The organism is Bradymonas sediminis, from assembly GCF_003258315.1.
GTDB classification, from domain to species: domain Bacteria; phylum Myxococcota_A; class Bradymonadia; order Bradymonadales; family Bradymonadaceae; genus Bradymonas; species Bradymonas sediminis.
The window spans coordinates 152,949-172,458 of record NZ_CP030032.1; the positions used below are offsets into that span (position 1 = coordinate 152,949).

Annotated in this window: 15 protein-coding genes; 6 read left to right on the top strand and 9 right to left on the bottom strand. The window is 61.9% G+C overall.

What is annotated here, in order from left to right; translation table 11 throughout:
• Window positions 1–1,086, top strand: a complete 1,086-nt coding sequence (gene gspN / locus DN745_RS00520) for a type II secretion system protein GspN (protein ID WP_111331145.1) — start codon at window positions 1–3, stop codon at window positions 1,084–1,086.
• Window positions 1,087–1,164: 78 nt separating this feature from the next.
• Here gspN and DN745_RS00525 read toward each other — a convergent pair whose 3' ends face one another.
• From DN745_RS00525 to DN745_RS00545, 5 genes are all read right to left on the bottom strand, one after another.
• Entirely contained in the window at window positions 1,165–1,587 is a 423-nt protein-coding gene (locus DN745_RS00525; RefSeq protein WP_111331147.1) for a lactoylglutathione lyase, read from the bottom strand.
• Between the two features lie 109 nt (window positions 1,588–1,696).
• Window positions 1,697–3,028: an acetyl-CoA C-acyltransferase gene (locus tag DN745_RS00530; RefSeq protein WP_111331149.1), complete on the bottom strand. Its 1,332-nt coding sequence runs from the start codon at window positions 3,026–3,028 to the stop codon at window positions 1,697–1,699.
• Window positions 3,029–3,106: 78 nt separating this feature from the next.
• Complete coding sequence (locus tag DN745_RS00535; protein ID WP_111331151.1) at window positions 3,107–5,275, bottom strand: 3-hydroxyacyl-CoA dehydrogenase NAD-binding domain-containing protein; 2,169 nt, start codon at window positions 5,273–5,275, stop codon at window positions 3,107–3,109.
• A 227-nt stretch (window positions 5,276–5,502) separates the two neighbouring features.
• A complete protein-coding gene (gene ribA, locus DN745_RS00540; protein WP_204355059.1) occupies window positions 5,503–6,270 on the bottom strand; it encodes a GTP cyclohydrolase II in 768 nt (255 codons plus the stop codon).
• 245 nt (window positions 6,271–6,515) lie between these two features.
• Window positions 6,516–7,280, bottom strand: coding sequence for a Fic family protein (locus tag DN745_RS00545; RefSeq protein ID WP_111331155.1), 765 nt, complete (start codon window positions 7,278–7,280; stop codon window positions 6,516–6,518).
• A gap of 385 nt (window positions 7,281–7,665) precedes the next feature.
• On the opposite strand from DN745_RS00545, the gene DN745_RS00550 reads away from it, so the two are divergent.
• Entirely contained in the window at window positions 7,666–8,193 is a 528-nt protein-coding gene (locus tag DN745_RS00550) for a hypothetical protein (protein WP_111331157.1), read from the top strand.
• Between the two features lie 12 nt (window positions 8,194–8,205).
• Here the strand turns inward: DN745_RS00550 and DN745_RS19100 are convergent, their stop codons facing one another.
• Window positions 8,206–8,397: a hypothetical protein gene (locus DN745_RS19100; RefSeq protein WP_133622129.1), complete on the bottom strand. Its 192-nt coding sequence runs from the start codon at window positions 8,395–8,397 to the stop codon at window positions 8,206–8,208.
• Between the two features lie 125 nt (window positions 8,398–8,522).
• On the opposite strand from DN745_RS19100, the gene DN745_RS00555 reads away from it, so the two are divergent.
• The 3 genes from DN745_RS00555 (at window position 8,523) to DN745_RS00565 (ending at window position 13,517) form a co-directional block, all read left to right on the top strand.
• A complete protein-coding gene (locus tag DN745_RS00555; protein WP_111331159.1) occupies window positions 8,523–9,311 on the top strand; it encodes an enoyl-CoA hydratase-related protein in 789 nt (262 codons plus the stop codon).
• 72 nt (window positions 9,312–9,383) lie between these two features.
• Window positions 9,384–10,946: an acyl-CoA carboxylase subunit beta gene (locus tag DN745_RS00560; RefSeq protein WP_111331161.1), complete on the top strand. Its 1,563-nt coding sequence runs from the start codon at window positions 9,384–9,386 to the stop codon at window positions 10,944–10,946.
• A gap of 66 nt (window positions 10,947–11,012) precedes the next feature.
• Window positions 11,013–13,517, top strand: a complete 2,505-nt coding sequence (locus DN745_RS00565) for a response regulator (RefSeq protein ID WP_111331163.1) — start codon at window positions 11,013–11,015, stop codon at window positions 13,515–13,517.
• Between the two features lie 23 nt (window positions 13,518–13,540).
• On the opposite strand, the gene DN745_RS00570 is transcribed toward DN745_RS00565, so the two are convergent.
• The 3 genes from DN745_RS00570 to DN745_RS00580 form a co-directional block, all read right to left on the bottom strand.
• Window positions 13,541–14,449, bottom strand: coding sequence for a hypothetical protein (locus tag DN745_RS00570; protein WP_204355060.1), 909 nt, complete (start codon window positions 14,447–14,449; stop codon window positions 13,541–13,543).
• A 202-nt stretch (window positions 14,450–14,651) separates the two neighbouring features.
• Window positions 14,652–14,840, bottom strand: coding sequence for a Flp family type IVb pilin (locus DN745_RS00575; RefSeq protein ID WP_111331165.1), 189 nt, complete (start codon window positions 14,838–14,840; stop codon window positions 14,652–14,654).
• Between the two features lie 272 nt (window positions 14,841–15,112).
• Window positions 15,113–15,328 carry a hypothetical protein gene (locus DN745_RS00580; RefSeq protein WP_133622130.1) on the bottom strand — a complete coding sequence of 72 codons (216 nt, stop codon included), beginning with the start codon at window positions 15,326–15,328 and terminating at the stop codon, window positions 15,113–15,115.
• 397 nt (window positions 15,329–15,725) lie between these two features.
• On the opposite strand from DN745_RS00580, the gene mfd reads away from it, so the two are divergent.
• Window positions 15,726–19,460, top strand: a complete 3,735-nt coding sequence (gene mfd, locus DN745_RS00585) for a transcription-repair coupling factor (protein WP_111331169.1) — start codon at window positions 15,726–15,728, stop codon at window positions 19,458–19,460.
• The last annotated feature ends 50 nt before the right edge of the window (window positions 19,461–19,510 follow it).

The window sequence follows — 19,510 nt, forward strand, 5'->3', positions numbered from 1 at the left end:
ATGGAGCGCTCCATCGTCCGCATCCCGGTTTATATCGCGTTTGGCTTCGCCGTGTTTCTGGTCGCTCTGGTCCTGACTTTTCCGGACCAGCGCCTCAAAGAGATCGCGACGGTCCAAATCGAGAAGCAGCTCGACGGCAAATACGACGTCGCCATTCAGGACCTCGACCTCTGGTGGCTCAGCGGCGTTCAGTTAAAGAACGTCCGAATCTCTGAGCGCATCACCGACACCTCGGTGGTCGAGACCACCCCGGAGGGCCCCAAAGACGCAAAGACAGCCGCGCCGGGCGGTGCGCCGGAGAAACCGCCTTTCGTCATCAATATCCCGCGCGTTGCGGCCGGCTTCTCGCCGCTGCTCAGCGTCGTCAACTTCGCGCCGACCGTCGATTTTTTGGTCGACCTGGGCGGCGGGGATATCAAGGGGAATTTCGTCCAATCGAGCAAAGCCCGCGCCCTTAATATCGACATCAATCAGATCGATCTGGCGAAGACGCCGATTCTCGAGCAATACCTCGGCGTGCCGTTTCGCGGTGACCTGGGCGGCGAGATCGAGCTTGAGCTGCATCCGCGCCAGCCGCAGGTTATTGGCGGTGATATTCGCCTCAAAGGGCGCACGCTCACCGTGGATAAGACCGAATTGCATACCGATAAACTCGGCCCCATGGCCTTTATCGACGTGCCGGAGACTGATTTTGGCAAGCTCGACGCACATATGACCATCACGCAGGAGGACGATAAGTCGACCTCCAAAATGGTGTTTGATGAGTTCCGTTTCTACGACGGCAAAGATGTGCGCGGCGAGATTTGGGGGCACCTGAACCTCGGTCGCTCATCGGCCCAGAGCGTGGCCAAGCTCGAGATGCGCTTTCAATTCGACAATAATTATATCCGCTCCAACGACCTCTCCAGCGTGCTCAATATGCAGTGGTTCCGGGACGGAAAGAACCAGGATTGGTTCGGCTTCCTCCTGTGGGGCCGCCTGAACTCGCCGCGCTTTAAGGGCGCGCCGGCCGCCGCCGCCGGGCCCACCGCCAGCGCCGAGGCTGACGATAAGCCGGCCGATGACGCGCCTGCGGCCAAAAAGTAGAGATGCAAAAAGAAAGCCCCGGAAATTCCGGGGCTTTCTTTTTGGGCGAGAATCACTCGCTATCGTTAGGCGATCGGCTTACCAGGTGCCCTGGTTTTCCATCGACGCCCAGGGCTCCTGGGCGGGCAGGGCGTCACCGCGCTGCAGCAGCTCCACCGAAATCTCGTCGGGGGATTTTACGAACGCCATGCGCCCGTCGCGCGGCGGGCGGTTGATCGTGACGCCGCCGTCCTGCAGGCGCTTGCATGTCGCGTAGATGTCGTCGACCTCGAAGGCGAGGTGGCCAAAATTCCGGGCGTTCGAGTAGTCCTCCGTGGAATCCCAGTTATAGGTCAGCTCGATATGCTCTTCGGCGTCGCCCGGGGCTTTAAGGAAGATGAGCGTAAACTTCCCGGCGCTGCTTTCGCGCCGGCGCACCTCTTCGAGACCGAGCAGCTCGCAGTAGAAATGAAGCGACGCATCGATATCGCGAATGCGCACCATACTATGCAAAAATTTCATGTCCTTCCCTTAATTAAAGTCGGCAGTGTCGTGGCGAGGTGGCCGCGAAGACGCCGCCTGTGAGTCTTGCTCACTGAGGCGGCGTTCGCGGGCGATGAGGCGGTCAAACTCAGCGCTCGAGGATCATCGTGAGCCCGAGGCCACCGGCGGCGCACAGCGTCAGCAGGCCGGTATTTACGTCTTCACGCTGCATCTGCGAGGCCAATTGCATGACCATGCGCGCGCCGGTTGCCCCGAAGGGGTGACCGATCGGAATCGAGCCGCCGTTGATGTTGAAGGTGTCCATATCGACCTCGCCGATGGCTTTGTCGAGGCCGGCTTCTTTGCAGAGCTTCTCGGAGCCCCAGACCTTGATGTTGGCCAATACCTGGGCGGCGAATGCCTCGTGCATCTCGACCAGGTCGATGTCTTTGAGCGTAAGCCCCGCGCGCTCGAGCGCGATGGGCGTGGCCAGGGTCGGGCCCATGAGCATCGGCATCTTGAACAGGTCGACGCCGGTGCTGGCGTGGGCGCGGATATAGGCGATGGGCTCCAGGCCGAGCTCGCGGGCGCGGCTCTCGCGCATCAGCAGCACGGCGGAGGCGCCGTCGGTGAGCGGCGAGGCATTGGCCGCGGTGATGGTGCCATGCTTGCGGTCGAAGACGGGGCGAAGCTTGGCCATCTTTTCGACGGTGGTGTTGCCACGCACCATATTATCGCGGCTGATGACGTTCTCGAGTTTCTCGCCGGTGTGCACCGTGATGACCTCGGAGAAGTGACCGGCCTCGTAGGCGGCGGCGGTGCGGTGGTGCGTGAGCTCGGTATATTCGTCCTGAGCCCGGCGGCTGATGCCGTATTTTTTGGCCATAACCTCGGCCGAGTCGCCCATGCGGATCTCGGTGGTCGGCTCGGTGATGGCCGGGACATCGGGCAAAAAGTCGCGAGCGCCGACGCCGTCGAAGGCGCGCAGGATGCCGGCCGGCGAGCCGGCTTTGGACGCCTGGTTGAGCGCGTGGGTGAGCGGCAGGCTCACGCGGGCCTGAGCGGCGCTCATGGACTCGACGCCGCCGGCGATGACGATATCGGCCGCCCCGCTGAGGATGTCGCCGCAGGCGTTGACGGTCGCCTGCGCGCTGGAGGCGCAGTACATCTGGACCGTGTAGGCGGCGATATGATTGGGCAGCGGGGAGCGCAAGACGATCTCGCGCGCCACGTTCGGACCGTTCATCGGCGCCGACACGCAGCCCATGATGACCTCGTCGATGAGGGCCGGGTCGATCTCGCTGCGGTTGACCAACTCGGTGACCGCGGCGCGTCCCAGGTCGGCCTCGTTGAGGTGCTTATAGTCGGTCCAGGCTTTGGCGAACGGGGTGCGCGCGCCGGCGACGATCGCGATACGGTCGTCACCGCCGAGCGGGGATTGAGTGGCTTTCTTCGATTTACTGACAGATTTTGAAACCATTATATTTGCCTCAATGAGTCGCCAAATGCGCGCTGCACTGGCGGGTCAATTATATTTTGGGCGACGGGCGCGTTGAAATCAGGCGTAAAAGGACGCGTTCTTCTCGGCCTTGTCGACGATGATCTGGGCCGGCTTGAGACGCGAGCCGAATTCCTCGGCCAATTTCGTCATATCTGCGGCGACCCGGGCCAACCCGACGGAGTCGGCGTGGCGCAGGATGCCGCCGCGGAAGGGAGGGAAGCCCAGCCCGAAGATCACGCCGATATCGATGTCGCGCGGATGCTCGACGATGCCCTCTTGCAGGCAGTAGGCGCACTCGTTGAGCATCGCCAGCCAGCAGCGCTGTTGGATGACGGAGGCGTCGATGTCCTGGCGCTCTCGCCCGCCTGGCAGCAGGTCGTAGACGGTTTCGTCGACCGCATCGGCCTCGCCGGAGGCGTAGCGATAGAAACCTTTTTTGTTCTTTCGTCCCTTGCGCCCGTCGGCGGCGACCGCCTTGAGGGCAGTCGGCGAGCTCCAGCGCTTCGAGAACGCGTCCTGGAGCGTGCCTGCAGCCTTGAGCGCGACGTCGAGGCCGACCTCGTCGACCAACTTCATCGGGCCCACCGGGAAGCCCCAGTCGGTCATGGCCTTGTCGATGGCCTCGATGGACGCGCCTTCCTGCAGAATCCAGCCGGCTTCGTTGATATAGGCGCCGATGACGCGGCTGGTGAAGAAGCCCGGGCCGTCGTTGACCACGATGCAGGTCTTGCCCATCTTGCGCCCGACTTCCAGCGCCGTGGCGACCGCCTTGCTGGAGGTCTTGGGGTGGCGGATGATCTCGAGCAGCGGCATCTTGTGCACGGGGCTAAAGAAGTGCATGCCGAGCAGGTTTTCGGGGCGTTTAGAGGCCTTGGCGAGCTCGGTGATGGGGAGCGTGGAGGTGTTGCTCGCCACGATGGCGTTGTCGCCCAGGCGCTCCTCGAGGTCCTTGATGATGCTCTTCTTGAGGTCGAGGTCTTCAAAGACCGCTTCGATGACCATCTGGGTCTGGGCGAAGCCGGTATATTCAGTGGTGCCGCTGATATGGCCGAACATGACGTCGCCCATGGGCTCGCTGATCTTTTTGCGGCGCACCAATTTGTCGATGAGGTCTTTACAATACTGAAGGCCGCGGCCGATGCTCTCGTCACTGACGTCCTTAATGCGCACCGCGTAGCCCTGGTAGGCGGCAACCTGGGCGATGCCTGCGCCCATCAATCCGGCGCCCACGACGCCGATCTTGTCGACCGGGTAAGCCTTGGTATTCCACGGGATGGGGCTGGTCTTGTCGACCTCTTGCTTCATGAAGAAGAGGTTGATGAGGTTTCTGGCAACGTCGGTCTTGACCAGCTCGTCGAAGGCGCGTGATTCGGCCTCGATGCCGGCTTCAAAGCCGCCTCGATAGCCGGCCTCGATGGCGTCAATCGCGCGGAAGGGCGCCGGATAATGCGAGCCGGCTTTCTTGCGCGTGAGCTCGCGGGCCTGGTTGAAGATGAGCTTTCGGGCGGGGGTCTTCGCCGCCAGGTTCACCATCTCGGCCGGGTTGGAGAAATACTCCGAGATCGAGCTTTTGTGGCGCTCCTGCCAGTCACCGGCGGCGTAGAGCTTGCGCGCGGTTTCGGCGGCCACCTGAAGCAGGATTCCAGGGTGGACGACGTCGTCGACCAGGCCAAGGCGCTTGGCCTTTTGGGCGTCGACCTGCTTGCTGCCAAGGATCATGTCCAGGCCGGTCTGCAGGCCGACCAATTGCGGCAGGCGCTGGGTGCCGCCGAGCCCGGGGATCACGCCGAGCTGGACTTCGGGGAGCCCCAATTTGCTGCGCTTATTGTTGGTCACGATGCGCGCGTGGCACGCCATGGCCAGCTCAAGCCCGCCGCCCAGGCAGGTGCCGTCGATGGCCGCGACCACCGGGACCTTGAGCGACTCGAGGCGAGCGGCCAGGGCGTGGCCGCGCTTGAGCATCGGCAGGATATCCTGCGGGTTATTCGCGAGTTCCTGGAGCTCATTGATATCAAATCCCACCACGAAATGGCCGGCCTTGCCGCTGTAGATCACCACGCCCTCGATGGGCGGCGTGTCCTGGAGCTCGTCGAGGATCTCCTCAAACCGTCCGGTCATCGGGGTGGAGAGGGTGTTGACGCTTTTGTCGGCGACATCGATGCAAATATAGGCAATGCCCTCTTCAATTCGGAGCGAGGCATATTCGGGTTGGGTATCTTGGGACATTCTGATTCCTCATATAGTTTATTTTTAGCCCATCGGCTGCATTCAAACACTTGTGACGCGGTGCGTCAAATCGCGCAAGACAGTCCTCCGCATTCGCCAAATGCGGAAAGCCGCGCCATCCGTCATGCGGGGCGCGGTTCAAGTTAAACGCATTGGTGAGAAATCAAGGGGGGCGCCCAAAATACTTGCGATTTGCTCCGCAGGTCGTCCGGGGTGGCGTCCGTCTCTTAGAGGAGATGGCCCGATTTATCGCGTTTGGTGTCCAGATAATCTTTGTTATGCGGGTTGGGCAGGATGATCAGCGGCTGGCGCTCGGTGACCGTGATGCCGTTGGCGCGCAGGCCCTCGGCCTTGCGCGGGTTATTGGTGATCAGTGAGATATTGTCGACGCCGAGCAGGCGCAGCATCTCGGCGGCCACGGTATAGTCGCGCAGGTCGTCGTCGAACCCCAGGTGCAGGTTGGCCTCGACGGTGTCCATGCCCTGGTCCTGCAGGCTATAGGCCTTGATCTTGTTGGCCAGGCCAATGCCGCGGCCTTCCTGGCGCATATAGAGGATCACGCCGGCAGGCGAGTTTCCCAACTCTTTTTGCGCGTGCTCGAGTTGCTCGCCGCAATCGCATTTCAGGCTGCCGAATACATCGCCGGTGACGCATTCGCTGTGGATGCGGGTCGGCACGATCGCCTGGGCGGCGAGGTCGCCGCGCACCAGCGCGACATGCTCCTTGAAATCAAGGTTGTTGATGAAGGCGACGATGCGGAAATCCCCATGTTTTGTAGGCAGGGCGGCTTCGGCGAATTTCTCGACGAGCAGGCCGTCGGCCGCTTCGAGTCTCGCGCGCGTGCTGGGGGTTAATGCAAGCGGGGGCGCCGTAAGGTGGCTGGGCATCGTAATACTCCACGGTAGGTCAAAATGCTGGGCGGGGTGTTTGCACCCGCGGTCGCTCTGGGCTTTGTGCCCGGTCAGGGGGCGCACCGATGACGAAGGTGTCTGCAATCCCTCATTCCGCTGCCCGGTTATCAAGTATCTGCGCAATAGACAAGATGCGCCCACGTCTGCGTGCTCATTTTAGCGTTAGCGCGGCGCTCGGAGGTCTGAACAAATAGAGGCGGCCCAGAATTTCAGCAGTCTTCGGCGCGGGCGGCTATTCTATAGGGGCAGCGCGAAACAAAATGCCAGCATAAAAATATGCTGGCATTTTGCTTCGCTTTATCGCGCGGCTGGCTTAGGCGCAGCGCGTGTCACATCGCGATGCGATGAGATTGGTGGCGTGCGCGATCGTGGGCCTCGAATTCGCGGCGGAACGCCCGCGCGGCCTCGATGGTGCCCTTCATTGCTTCGACCAGGACCGGGACCATATCGCTGGGGTGGCCGTTGAGCGCCGCGAAATAGTGGTGGCGGTCGGAGGCGTGGATGATGGCTGGCGGGTAGAAGTTCTTGGTCAGGATATAGTTCATCATCAAGCGCCCGACCACGCCCGTGCGCCCGTCGAAGGGAAACACGCGCATGAATTCGTGGTGGGCCAGCGCGGCCGCGCGAATCGGGTGGAGCCCGCGGAATTCGGTCTCCCAGCGCATCAGGAAGTTCTCGAAGGCCTGCGCGATCTCTTTGCCTGGCACGACGTCCAGGTGGTAGACCCCCGGGCTGGTGTTGCGGGTGCGAAACGCGGCCGCGGCCGGATCCTCGTCGTCGCAGAGCGAGCGGTGCAGGTTCTTGACCCAGGTGCCCGAGACCTCGACACCGGCGCGGGCGTCGTCGTCCATCTGCTCAATGCGGGCGAGCATGCGGCGCAGAGATTGGTGGATCACCCGGTCGCAATAGTTGCGGCACGGACGTCCTTCCAGGGCGCGCGTAATATCGGCCTGGGTTAAGACAACCCCTTCGAGCATATGATCATGGTAGAGCCACGACTGGATGAGCCGGGCGTCGAACTCGCGGCGGATCTCAGCCGGAAGTGCGGTATATTCGGAACGAGCTTGGTCAATTTCAAGGTATGCGAGCGACATGGTTCAGCCTCCATTGCGAAGTTTGAAGGCCTTTGACGTTCCCCAACGATCCAGCGCGCTCCCAAACTCACAGCAGTTGCTACCCCTTAGTTGTCACTGTTGAGCACCATAGCTGCTTCTAAATCACGAATCAACAGCAGGGCAAAATTATTCTTGCCCCATCGATTTTCTGGCCAATTCCCGCAGAACACGTATGCTCTGCGCGAATTGCCAATTGGGTATCCATACGGTTATTTGATTGGGCAGCGGCGGCCTTCAAGGGGCGGCCGACTCGGGCAAAGCGCTGATATACACGCAGGCGTGTAATCGGGCGGGCTCGGCGGTCACCGACTATCGCGGTGCCGTGTGATGATATTTGAATGACCCAGAATTTTTTGGAGTAGTTATGAAGATGCAAATTAAAGTGATGTTGCTCACCGTTGTGATGCTTGGGGCGTTTCTTTTCTCGGCCCCCGCGCAGGCGCAGGCGGCGCGTGACGGCGGCAAGTTGGGCGTTGGGCTGGGCGCCGGGACCGTGGTCGCGGGCCTGTCGCTGAAGAAGCAACTCGGCGGCGCGCTCGCCGTGCAGGGTGTGATCGGGTCGTGGCGCGGCTATGGTCAGCATTGGCATATCAGCGGCGACGCGTTCGGCGTGGCCGGGGATATCCTGCTTGAGCAGGCGCCGCTGGCGTCTGGCCAGGTGCTGTCGCTTGGGTGGAACTACGGCGCGGGCGCCGGTGTCGGCCTCGGCGGCGGCTCCTCGGTGCTTTTGGGTGTCACCGGCGTGTTGGGCCTGGAGTTCAACTTCGTGCCGGCGCCCATTGATTTCGTGATCGAGTACCGTCCGGGCCTCTATATTGGCGCCGGCTACGGCGACTCCGACCTGGGGCTTTCCTTCATCGACTTCACCGGCCACTTGCGCTTCTGGTTCTAAGCCAGGCGCGGCCTAGCGCTTGTTTCGCCGCCCTTTGAGCAGCGAGATCGTGCGGGCCAGTCGGTGGCATGCCTCGAAATAGGCGTCCGCCGCCCGCTCGATAAACTCCTCCATGGTGGTATCTCGCGCGTCTTCCGAAGAGGCTGCTTGTTTCTGAGTCTCTTCGGATTTCTTTGTGCGGGCTCTATCGCAGGTCTCTGCCATCGCGTTTCCTTTCGGATTTATGGGGGGATCATCGAAGAAATGGCTGCATATAATCGTGGATATATGGTAGCAATATACACCTATGACAGGCTGACATTGCATTACTTTATGAGCATCGGCAACCCATGAGCGAAGAGACGGTTTTATTGAAGCAGGTCGACCAAGACGGCCTCTGCACGCTGACCCTGAATCGCCCGGCGGCGATGAATTCGTTGAATGGTGCGCTGGTCGAGGCCCTCGATAAAGCATTTTACGAGCTGCGCCACGATGATTCGGTGCGCGTCGTGATTTTGACGGCGGCCGGCGATCGGGCGTTCTGCGCGGGCGCGGACCTTAAGGAGCGCTCGGGGATGTCCGAAGCTCAGGTTCGCCAGCGCATCGATGATTATCGGCGCTGCTTCGGCGCGATCGACTCGCTTCCCAAGCCGGTGATCTGCGCGATCAACGGCTTCGCCTTTGGCGGGGGGCTTGAGATCGCGCTGGCCTGTGATTTTCGGGTGGTCGCGGCCGAGACGAAAGTGGGGCTGACCGAGTGTCGCCTGGGGATTATCCCGGGCGCCGGCGGCACCCAGCGCCTGGCCCGTCTGGTCGGGGCATCACGGGCGAAATTACTTATCTTCACCGCCGCGCGCCTGAGCGGCGACGAGGCCCTCGAGATCGGCCTGGTCACCGCGTCGGTGCCGCGGGCCGAATTGATGGACGCGGCGCGCGCGCTCGGGCGAAAGATGCTCGACTCCGCGCCGATCGCGCTGGCCCAGGCCAAGATCGCCATCGACGCCGGCATGCAGACCGACCTGCACACCGGGCTCGAGATCGAGTCGCGCGCCTACGCGGTCACCCTGCCCACCGAGGACCGCCTCGAGGGACTTGCCGCGTTCCGTGAAAAACGAAAACCAAATTTTCAGGGCAAATAACGCGCCCTATCCGCGCCTATTTCGCCCCTATTCGTAGCCCTATCATCCGAATTTTAATCCGTAGGAATCGCCATGACAGAGCAAGCTGAGCGTAGCGCCAACCTCTCCGAGTTGGACCAAGAAGTTGTTGACCGTCGCAAAGAGATCGAGCGCGGTGGCAAGGAGAAATACCACGAGAAGAACGCCGAGCGCGGCAAACTCTTTGTGCGTGAGCGCCTCGAATTGCTCTTCGATGATGGCCTCAAGCTGGAGAACGGGCGCTGGGCCAATGTGCTCGCCGGCGATCTTCCGGCCGACGGCGTCGTCACCGGCATCGGCAAGATCAACGGGCGTCGGGTGGCGGTGATCGCCAACGACTCCACGGTCAAGGCAGGCTCCTGGGGCTGGCGCACCGTCGAGAAGATCATCCGCATGCAGGAGCGCGTCGAGAAGTTGCGCATTCCGCTGCTCTACCTGATCGACTCGGCCGGCGCGCGCATCACCGACCAGCTTGAGATGTTCCCGGGGCGCCGCGGCGCCGGCAAGATCTTCTATAATCAGGTGCGCCTGTCGGGCTATGTGCCCCAGCTCTGCCTGCTCTTCGGGCCGTCGGCGGCAGGCGGCGCGTATATCCCGGCTTTTTGCGACGCCGTCGTCATGGTCAAGGGCAACGCCTCGATGTACCTGGGCTCGCCGCGCATGGCCGAGATGGTCATCGGCGAGAAGGTCACGCTCGAGGAGATGGGCGGGGCGAGTATGCATTGCAAGACCAGCGGTTGCGGCGACGTGCTGGTGAAGACCGAGCAGGAGGCGATCGCCTGGGCGCGCGGATATCTCGAGTTCTTCCCCTCCTATTGCCGCGATACGCCGCCGCGCCGCGAGCCGGTCGCCCCGAAGCCGCAGAAGGAGACCCTCGATGAGATCATCCCGATCAACCAGAACAAATCCTTCGATGTGAAAAAGGTCATCCGCCACCTGGTCGACGACTCCGAGTTCGTCGAGATTAAGGAGAAATTCGCCAAGGAATTGGTCACCTGCCTGGCCCATATCGACGGGCAGCCGGTGGGCATCGTCGCCAGCCAGCCGCGCTATAAGGGCGGCGTGCTCTTCGTTGACTCGGCCGATAAGGCCGCGCGTTTCGTCGACCTGTGCGACGCCTTCGGGATCCCGTTGATCTTTTTGGCCGACGTGCCCGGGTTCATGATCGGCACGCGCGTGGAACAGCAGGGGATCATTCGCCACGGGGCGAAGATGGTGTCGGCGGTGAGCCAGGCGACGGTGCCGAAATTCTCGGTGGTACTGCGCAAAGCCTACGGCGCAGGGCTCTACGCCTTCTGCGGCCCGGGCTTTGAGCCCGACGCGACGCTCGCGCTCCCCGAGGCGATGATCGCGGTGATGGGGCCCCAGGCGGCGATCAACGCGGTGTATGCGCGCAAGATTCAGGCGCTCCCCGAAGATGAGCAGCCCGCGTATGTTGAGGAGCTTCGCGCCGAATACGAGAAGGATATCGACATCTATCGGTTGGCCAGCGAGCTCATCGTCGACGAGGTCCTGACCAAAGAGGAGCTTCGCGACGAGCTTATCGCGCGCCTGGAGATGAGCGCCGGAAAGCATGTCGACCCGATCGACAAAAAACATAGCGTTCGCCCCGTCTAAATCGTGCATCGCCGCCGGAGATCCCGGCGGCGTTTTCTTCGCCTAACCCGCTCAGGATAAGTTGTAATGGGCCTATTGGACCGCTTAACGTCGCATTTCGCCTCCGACGATATTTTGGAAGATATCGAAATGGCGTTTCGGGCAAAGGTAATTATCGCCTTTGCCTTTGCCGTGTCCGCTTGGGGACCGATCTACTCGCTTGTGCTCTATAACCTGGCCGACTCTCATGTGGTCGTAGGGGTGTTGCTGGCCGAGACCGTGCTGATCGGTGGCTCGCCATTTTGGATGAAGCTCGGCGTGCCGCTGCGCGCGTTGGGGCATTGGATCACGCTCAATACCTTTATCGTGGTCAATTCGGTGGCCTGGTTGGGGTTTGGCAGCGAGTCGGTCTGGTGGCAGGCGGTCGTCATGATCGTGGCGGTCCTGTTGTGCGGATTGCGCACGGGGGTGTTCTGGCTGGTGGCGTCGATGCTTAACCTGGTTCTGTTCTACCGCGCGGTGGCGGCAGGGGATTTGGTGGCCGTTGCCTTCGATGGCAATACCCAGCTGCTCTGGCAGGCCAGCGTGATGAGCGGGCTCTATGTGGTGGTGGGGCTTTTGATCCTCGCCTACGAATCCCTAAAAAATTGGGCGCTGGCCGGCATCCGGGCCCGGCAGGAGTTGACCGAAGCGATTTTGCTCGCCGCCCCCGATGCCATCGTGACGTTGGATAACGCCGGGCGTATTGATGTGGTCAACGACGCGGCCGCGGAGGTCTTTGACCGCAGCGACCGCGCCTCCCTGGTGGGCGCCGGGCTCGACACGCTGGTGCCGTCCGCGGCGCCCCCGGTGGCGCCCGGGGCCGAGACCGACCGGCAAGCGAATTCCTTCGTGCAGTGGAACCGCGCCAATCCCTGGCACCGCCACGTGACCGAAGCTGTGCGCGGGGACAACACGGTCTTCCCGGCCGACGTCTCGGTGCGCGAGATTGGCCAGGACGGCCGGTTCGTCGTGGTCATGCGCGATATCAGTGATTTGCAGCTCGCCCAGCGCACGCTCGAGGAGGCGCGCGACGCGGCGCTTCAGGCGAATCAAGCCAAGAGCTCGTTTTTGGCCAATATGAGCCACGAGCTGCGCACCCCCCTGAACGCGATCATCGGCTATAGTGAGTTGCTCTGCGAAGACGCCGAGGATTCGGGGCAAGACGGGCTGGTGCCGGACCTGCAGAAGATCCGGGTCGCCGGGAAGCATTTGCTCAATCTGATCAATGATATCCTGGACATCTCGAAGATCGAGGCCGGCCATATGGACATCTATGTCGAGGAGCTCGACCTGCACGAGCTGCTCGACGAGGTCGCCTCGACGGTGCGGCCGGTGATCGAGAAGAAGGGGAGCGAGTTCCACATCGACACCGCCCAGGCGCCGCGCATGGTGCAGGCGGACGCGACGAAATTACGCCAGATTTTGCTCAATCTGCTGTCGAACGCCGCCAAATTCGCGGCGCAGAGTCAGGTGCGCCTGGGCGTGGTGATGGAGCTGGTCGACGATACTCAATATTGTATCTTCGAGGTCGAAGACCACGGGATTGGCATCGCCCCCGAGAAGGTCGACAAGCTCTTTGACGCCTTCGAGCAGGCCGACGTGTCGACGACCCGACTCTACGGCGGCACCGGGCTGGGTCTTGCGATTTCGAAGCGCTTTATCGAGATGATGGGCGGCGTGATCACCGTGGAGAGCGCCCTCGGCGAGGGGACGGTCTTCCGCGTGCACCTGCCGATACAGCTCGAGAAGCCCATCAGCGACCCGACTGGCCTGGCCGAGGTCTCGACCGCCAGCGAACGGACGCGCGAGGAGCACGACGGGCTGACGGTGTTGGTGATCGATGATGACCCGGTCGTGCATCAATTGATGGGAGAATTTCTGGGGCGCGAGGGTTTTCAGATGTACTCGGCCACCAGCGGCGCGATGGGGCTGGAGCTGGCGCGCGACCTGCAGCCCGACGTGATAACCCTCGACGTGATGATGTCGCAGATGGACGGGTGGGACGTGCTGAGCCGGCTTAAGCAAAACCCGGACACCGAAGCGATTCCCGTGGTGATGGTGACCATCGTCAACGATAAGAAGGCCGGCTTCTCGCTGGGCGCGGCCGACTATCTTGTCAAACCGGTGGACCGCCAGAAGTTGATTAAGGTGCTGAATCGGTACTCGCGCCGGATTCTGAAACAGCCGGTGATGTTGGTCGAGGATGACCCGATCACCCGGGAGATGATGACGCGCACGATTGAGCGAGAGGGCTGGGATTTGCGCAGCGCCTCCGATGGGGTTCAGGGGATCAAACTGCTCGAGGAGGGGCTGCGGCCCGGGGTGATCTTGCTCGACATTATGATGCCGAATATGGACGGTTTCGAGATGCTCAAGCGGCTAAAGGCGCACTCCGAGTGGGCTGAGATCCCGGTGGTGATTGTGTCCGCCGCGGTGTTGACCGCCGAGGAGCGTGAGCGCTTGGGAGCCCAGGTCGAGCTGATACTAGAGAAGGGTGACTATTCGACCGCGCAGCTGCTGGCGGAGGTGCAGCGCGCGGTGGGCGCTTAAACCGCGCGCTGCCCGTCGGCGACTCAGAGGGTCGTGGTGTAGGGGAAGCGCACGCGCAACTGAAGATATGCCTCGCCGATATGCCACAACGAGCGGTCTCCTTCGCCCATGTCGAGGATTCCGCCGCCGATCTCCTGGGGAATATAGAAGTTGGAGTTCCACCCGAGGCGCAGCCCAATGGTGTCGGTGAGCATCGCGCCGGCCGACAACCCAACCGACGCCCCCGGGCGCAGGAAGTGCGTGGAGGTATTCGGCAAGTCCGAGTCGATATACGCGTAGGTCGCCAGCAGCCCGGCGCCCACGTTCAGGTTCGCCTTGGGCGAGCTGAGCAGGTCAATTCCGATACCCAGCAGCTGCCAATTCGCGCCGTAGACGCCCGTGTCATTGAGCTTTGGCGAGATGATGATGTCGCGCGGGATGAGGGCGAGGATGCCCGGGGTGTAGCGAAACTCACTGCCTGGCTTGAACATCGAGCGGTATTTGCGCGGGACGAGGCGCGGGTATTTGCGCACGAAATCGTAGGTGATAATCGCCGCAATATCGATGCGCAAACCGTAGTGAAACATCTGCCCTTCGGTGAGCGGGCCGCCGAGGACCTCGCCGCCGCTGATGGGGTTTGAGAAGGCAAAGAATGCGGGGCCGACGCCGAGTTCCACCGGCACGGTGACCTGGCGGGGCGCGCGTTTGCGGGTCTTCGCCCCGCTTCGGGTGCTGCGGCGTCTTTGGCTGGACTTCGGGCGTGTTCCCCGCTTGCCCTGGGCGCGCGTGGTGATGGATTGTCCGGTCGAGCCGCCCGAGTCCTGGGCCGTCCTCTCGGTTCGGTCGGGCTCTCCGGCGGCCGCGAGTGTGGGGCTCCCAAGTCCAATCAACAGCAGGCTCAGCAGCAGGAGTGCCCGGGGGGAGATTTGCCGACAAACGCGCGGTGAGTTCATAGCGACTTCCAACAGCATCAGTAAAGAAATTCGACGTGGAAAATGACGTAGCCCAAATATCAAAAATTGGCGCAGGAAAATCAATAAACAAAAAGGCCTGACCTGGCTTAAACGCCGGGTCAGGCCTCGATGCGCATTTCAGTTGCCTGAAACTCCGGGTCGCAGCGCCCAACGGGGTGCGCGCTACGCTCCGAGGAAGGTCTTAGAACGTGACCTTACCTTTGACCGCGCTGTTGGCGGTGGAGAATTTCGAGCTGATCGTGGTACCGAACACTTTGACGATCGCGATGACGAAGCAGGCGATCAGGATGAGGAGGATGATGTACTCGGTCGAGGTGGCACCGTCTTCATCGTTATTGAACGCGACCAACATGTCTTTGAAATTGTTCATTTTGCTCTCCTTTCGAGGGATTGATGACCTGGCCCCGACTCGCGAAAGTCTATAAATCAGGTCGATTTGGGTTTTCGTTTCTCAGGCAGCGCATCTACGCGACTGTCCTCATTACACGAAACAAATAAAGCAACTTCCGATCCAACTTTGATAAAAAAACTAAACTATCTGCGAAAAACATCTTCAGGGACCTAAATTTTCCTGAAGTTTGGAATCTGGCAGTTTTTGGTGTGTGACATTGTGTCGCAACACCGGGACTGCCGACCCCGGAGTCAAACCGCAGGATGTCCCAACCACCATACCAAGAAGTCTCGGTACGCCTTGATATAAACAGCGGTCCCGATCAACGCGATCGTGGCCCCGAAGCTGATCAGGGTAAAGACGATGATATATTCGGTCATCGCCACACCGGAATCATCCTGGTGGAAATTCGCGAACGCCGCCTTCAACGCTTCGAAGCTAAGCTGTGTTTTATCCATGTCATTCATAATCAAGCCGGTGTCGGTTAGGACGGGTCAACATAACCCAGAGGAGTTACCATATCAAACTTTGGATCATGGCCTTGCCGAAATATACCGCAGTGTTTGAGGTGAATCAAGAAGACCCGGTCAGAAGTCTGTGTGCGAGATTCGGCGCCGCCAAGTCGAGCGATGAGCGTATCGAAGTGCCCAAAGACATCGAGGATATAGGGAATTGCAAGAAGTAGGCCGGGGGTGGAGGAATAGCGTGTGGGCTTCGTGCTTTCTCAAATGGTGGTCGCCGGCGCCGGGAGGCGCTCGCCTGATTGACAGCCATTGAGCCGGTGATTATTCCGAACGGCAACTGTTCGGGCCCGCTCTTTTTTGGGGTCGGCCGAATTCTCTTAGTGATAACGCGGAAGGCCTCATGAGCAGCGAAAATAGCAGTGATTATCCCGAACAGCTCACCATGTCAGACGCACTCTTAGCGGGGAAGACGATGGCCACCGAGGCAGACGCGCAGCAGCTTGAGATCAAAGAGGCCCAACAGCAGCAGGAGCAGTCGCGCCTGGAGCCCGACTTCGAAGGGCGCTACCCGATCGACGATCTGATGGAGCGCCTGGGCGTGGATGGCGAGGACGCGGGGCCCGCGCACCTGCAGATAAGCGGGGCGAGCGGGGCGCTGCGCGCGTGCATCCTGGCAGATTTGAGCCATCGGATTCATCGGCCGCTGGTGATCTTAAGCGCGTCGGAGGGCGACGCGCGCGAATTGGCTGACGACCTCGGGGTCTTCGTGCTCAGCGACAGCGAGCCCTACGAGGGGTTGTTGGACCAGGTCGTCCATTATCCCGACTTCGACATCGGCCCGTACCACAGCGCCTCGCCGGAGCGAAAGCTGATGATGCAACGCCTGGGGGTGCTGCATCTTCTGGGCGGGGAGCACCCGCCGCGCTATACGGTGGCGCCGGTGGCGGCGGCGCTGCGAAAGACCATCGGGCGCGAGTCGATGCGCGCGTTTACGCGCCGCTACGAGCTGGGCGACGAGATGGCCAACGAGGATCTTCGGGTCTATCTGGCCAATAGCGGCTACGGCGAGGTGGCGGTGGTCGAGGACCCGGGCACCTTCGCGATTCGTGGCGATATTATCGATATCTTCGTGCCCGCCAGCGCCTATCCGATGCGCGTGGAGCGCTGGGGCGACGAGGTGAACGAGATCCGCAGCTTCAACCCGGAGACCCAGCGCACCGTTGAGGAGCATCTGAGCGTCGAGATCATCCCCGCGCGCCAGGAGATCCTCGATGAGCAGCTGGTGCGCGACTCGCGCGGCCGGCTGCGCGCGTTGGCCGAGAGCCTGGGGTATTCGAGCCGCAAGGTGCGCGAGATCACCATGGATCTCGAGGCGGGCCTGCATTTTATCGGGATCGACGCGCTCTTGCCCGCGCTGCACGCCGAGGTAAATGACCTGCTCGACTATATCCCCGAGAACGCTCTGGTGGTGTTGGTCGAGCCGGAGGCGGCGCTGCAGGAGGCGCAGAATCTGATCGAGAACCAGCGCGCTGAATACGCCCGCGAGATCGAGAAGGGGGAGTTGGTCTTCCCGGTGGACCAATATTATCGCGAGGCGCCCGAGATGCTCGGGTGGGTCGAGGGGCGCACGGAGCGCCTGGAGTTTCGCCGCGTGGCGATGCACCGGGCGAAGACGCCGAAGGCGACCGAAGAGATGGCGTTTGCCCTGGCCCGGCGCGAGGATTCGTTCGTGTTCTCGGCGCGCCCGAATACCGATGTGGTGCGCCTTCGCAAAGAGAATCGCGGGGTGCAGGCGACCATCGAGGCGCTGGTCGAGCAGCTGCAGCAGTGGAAGCAAAATTACGGGCGCATCTGTTTTGCCTGCCGCACCGCGGGTCAGGTCGACCGGCTGGTCTCGTTGCTCAAGAGCTACGGCGAGGACGCCATGGAGATGGAGCCGCCGATCGACGTCGGCGAGCCGGTGCCGCCGCCGGCGGGGCTCATTGAGGTCTATAAGGCCACGATTTCGGCGGGATTTCGCTCCGAGCACCTGGGGCTATGTCTTATCTCGGGCGAGGAGGTCTTCGGGAAACGCGTGGCGACCCGTGAGACCAAGTCGATCACCGAGCACGCTGAGATCACCCATTTTAGGGATCTCAAGCCGGGTGATTATGTGGTGCACGTCGACTTCGGCATCGGTAAATACCACGGCCTGGTCAACCTCGAAGTGGCCGAAATAAACGCGGACTTCCTGCACCTTGAGTACGCCGACGGGGCGAAGCTCTACATCCCGGTGCACCGGCTGGGGAAGGTGCAAAAATATATCGGCAGCGCCTCGGATTCGCTGCGCCTCGATAAGATGGGCGGGTCGAGTTGGGAGCGCACCAAAGATCGGGTCAAGGAGCAGATTCGCGAGATCGCCGGCGATCTTTTGCGCCTGTACGCCCAGCGTGACCTGGCGCGCGGGTACCGGTTCTCGGCCCCGGACGATTATTATCGCGAGTTCGAGGAGGACTTCCCCTTTGAGGAGACCCCGGACCAGGCGCGCGCGATTCGCGACACCCTCTCGGATATGCAGGGCAAGCGCCCCATGGACCGGCTGGTCTGCGGGGACGTCGGCTTTGGCAAGACCGAGGTGGCGATCCGCGCGGCGATGAAGGCGGTGATGGATGGCAAGCAGGTGGCGGTGCTGGTGCCGACGACGATCCTGTGCGAGCAGCACCGGATCTCGTTTCGAAAGCGCTGCGAGAAATTCGGCGCGCGGGTCGAGGCCATCAGCCGTTTTCGCACGCCCAAGGAGGCCAAGGAGATCATGGCCGACACGGCCGACGGCAAGGTCGACATCCTCATCGGCACCCACCGCCTGCTGTCGGATAATGTGAATTTTCGCGACCTCGGCCTGCTGATCGTCGACGAGGAGCAGCGCTTCGGGGTGACGCACAAAGATAAGATCAAGAAGATGCGCACCAACATCGACGTGCTGACGCTGAGCGCCACGCCGATCCCGCGCACCCTGCAGATGAGCCTGCTGGGGATCCGGGACCTGTCGATCATCGCCACGCCCCCGCACAACCGGCTGGCGGTGCGCACGCACGTGGCGAAGTTGTCCGACGGGATTTTGCGCGAGGCGATCATGCGCGAGATCTCGCGCGGCGGGCAGGTCTTCGTGGTGCATAACCGCGTCAAGACCATCGACGCGCTGGCCGAGCGCATCGGCGAGCTGGTGCCGGAGGCCCGGATCTCGGTGGGGCACGGGCAGATGTCGGAGACCGCGCTGGAGGATGTGATGCTCTCGTATATCGAGGGCGAGACGAATGTGTTGGTGAGCACCGCGATCATCGAGAGCGGGCTGGATATCCCGAACGCGAATACCATCATCATCGACCGCTGCGACCTGTTCGGCCTAAGCCAACTGTATCAGTTGCGCGGGCGGGTCGGGCGCGGGTCGGAGCGCGCGTTCGCGTATCTGCTTATTCCGCCGAATCGCCTGCTCCCCAAGGATGCCCAGGCGCGCCTGGAGGTGATTCAGACGCACACCGAGTTGGGCAGCGGGTTCCAGGTCGCGACCTATGACCTGGAGATTCGCGGGGCGGGCAGCCTGCTCGGCGACAGCCAGTCGGGGCATGTGCAGGCGGTCGGGTTGGACCTGTATACCGAGCTTTTGGAGGAGACGATCAACGAGATGCGCGGGCTGGACGGGGACCAGGACATCGAGCCGGAGGTCAATATGCCGGTCGAGGCGTTTATCCCGTCGTCGTATATCGAGGCGACGTCGCTGCGCCTGATGTTCTACAAGCGCTTCTCGCTGGCGCGCACGCGCGACGAGCTCTTCGATGTGTTCGACGAGTTGGTGGACCGGTTCGGCAAGCCGCCCGAAGAGGTGCGCAACCTGCGCGACGTCATCGCGATCAAGGCGGCGTGTCGCCAGCTCAGCGCCACGCGCTTTGACTGCGGGCCGAGCGCCATCAGCATCGAGCTCGACCCGCGCACGAGCCTCGCGCCCGAGAAGGTCGTCGCGTTTATCCACGAGACCCGCGGCCGGCTGCGCCTGACCGAGGAGATGAAGCTTATCTTCTCGCTGACCCCCGAGGAGTCGGCGCGCCCGCTGGAGACCAGCCGCGCGTTTGTGGAGAAGTTGCTTAATTACCGGGCGTAGGGGCGGGCGGCGCGCGCGTGGCCCGCGCGCTGCTTCACGTTTATCGCTCA

Bases quoted from the DNA above. Each gene is read 5' to 3' on its own strand.
- gspN (WP_111331145.1), top strand. From the start codon at position 1: ATGGAGCGCTCCATCGTCCGCATCCCGGTTTATATCGCGTTTGGCTTC.
- DN745_RS00525 (WP_111331147.1), bottom strand. From the start codon at position 1,587: ATGAAATTTTTGCATAGTATGGTGCGCATTCGCGATATCGATGCGTCG.
- DN745_RS00530 (WP_111331149.1), bottom strand. From the start codon at position 3,028: ATGGTTTCAAAATCTGTCAGTAAATCGAAGAAAGCCACTCAATCCCCG.
- DN745_RS00535 (WP_111331151.1), bottom strand. From the start codon at position 5,275: ATGTCCCAAGATACCCAACCCGAATATGCCTCGCTCCGAATTGAAGAG.
- DN745_RS00545 (WP_111331155.1), bottom strand. From the start codon at position 7,280: ATGTCGCTCGCATACCTTGAAATTGACCAAGCTCGTTCCGAATATACC.
- DN745_RS00550 (WP_111331157.1), top strand. From the start codon at position 7,666: ATGAAGATGCAAATTAAAGTGATGTTGCTCACCGTTGTGATGCTTGGG.
- DN745_RS19100 (WP_133622129.1), bottom strand. From the start codon at position 8,397: ATGGCAGAGACCTGCGATAGAGCCCGCACAAAGAAATCCGAAGAGACT.
- DN745_RS00555 (WP_111331159.1), top strand. From the start codon at position 8,523: ATGAGCGAAGAGACGGTTTTATTGAAGCAGGTCGACCAAGACGGCCTC.
- DN745_RS00560 (WP_111331161.1), top strand. From the start codon at position 9,384: ATGACAGAGCAAGCTGAGCGTAGCGCCAACCTCTCCGAGTTGGACCAA.
- DN745_RS00565 (WP_111331163.1), top strand. From the start codon at position 11,013: ATGGGCCTATTGGACCGCTTAACGTCGCATTTCGCCTCCGACGATATT.
- DN745_RS00570 (WP_204355060.1), bottom strand. From the start codon at position 14,449: ATGAACTCACCGCGCGTTTGTCGGCAAATCTCCCCCCGGGCACTCCTG.
- DN745_RS00575 (WP_111331165.1), bottom strand. From the start codon at position 14,840: ATGAACAATTTCAAAGACATGTTGGTCGCGTTCAATAACGATGAAGAC.
- DN745_RS00580 (WP_133622130.1), bottom strand. From the start codon at position 15,328: ATGAATGACATGGATAAAACACAGCTTAGCTTCGAAGCGTTGAAGGCG.
- mfd (WP_111331169.1), top strand. From the start codon at position 15,726: ATGAGCAGCGAAAATAGCAGTGATTATCCCGAACAGCTCACCATGTCA.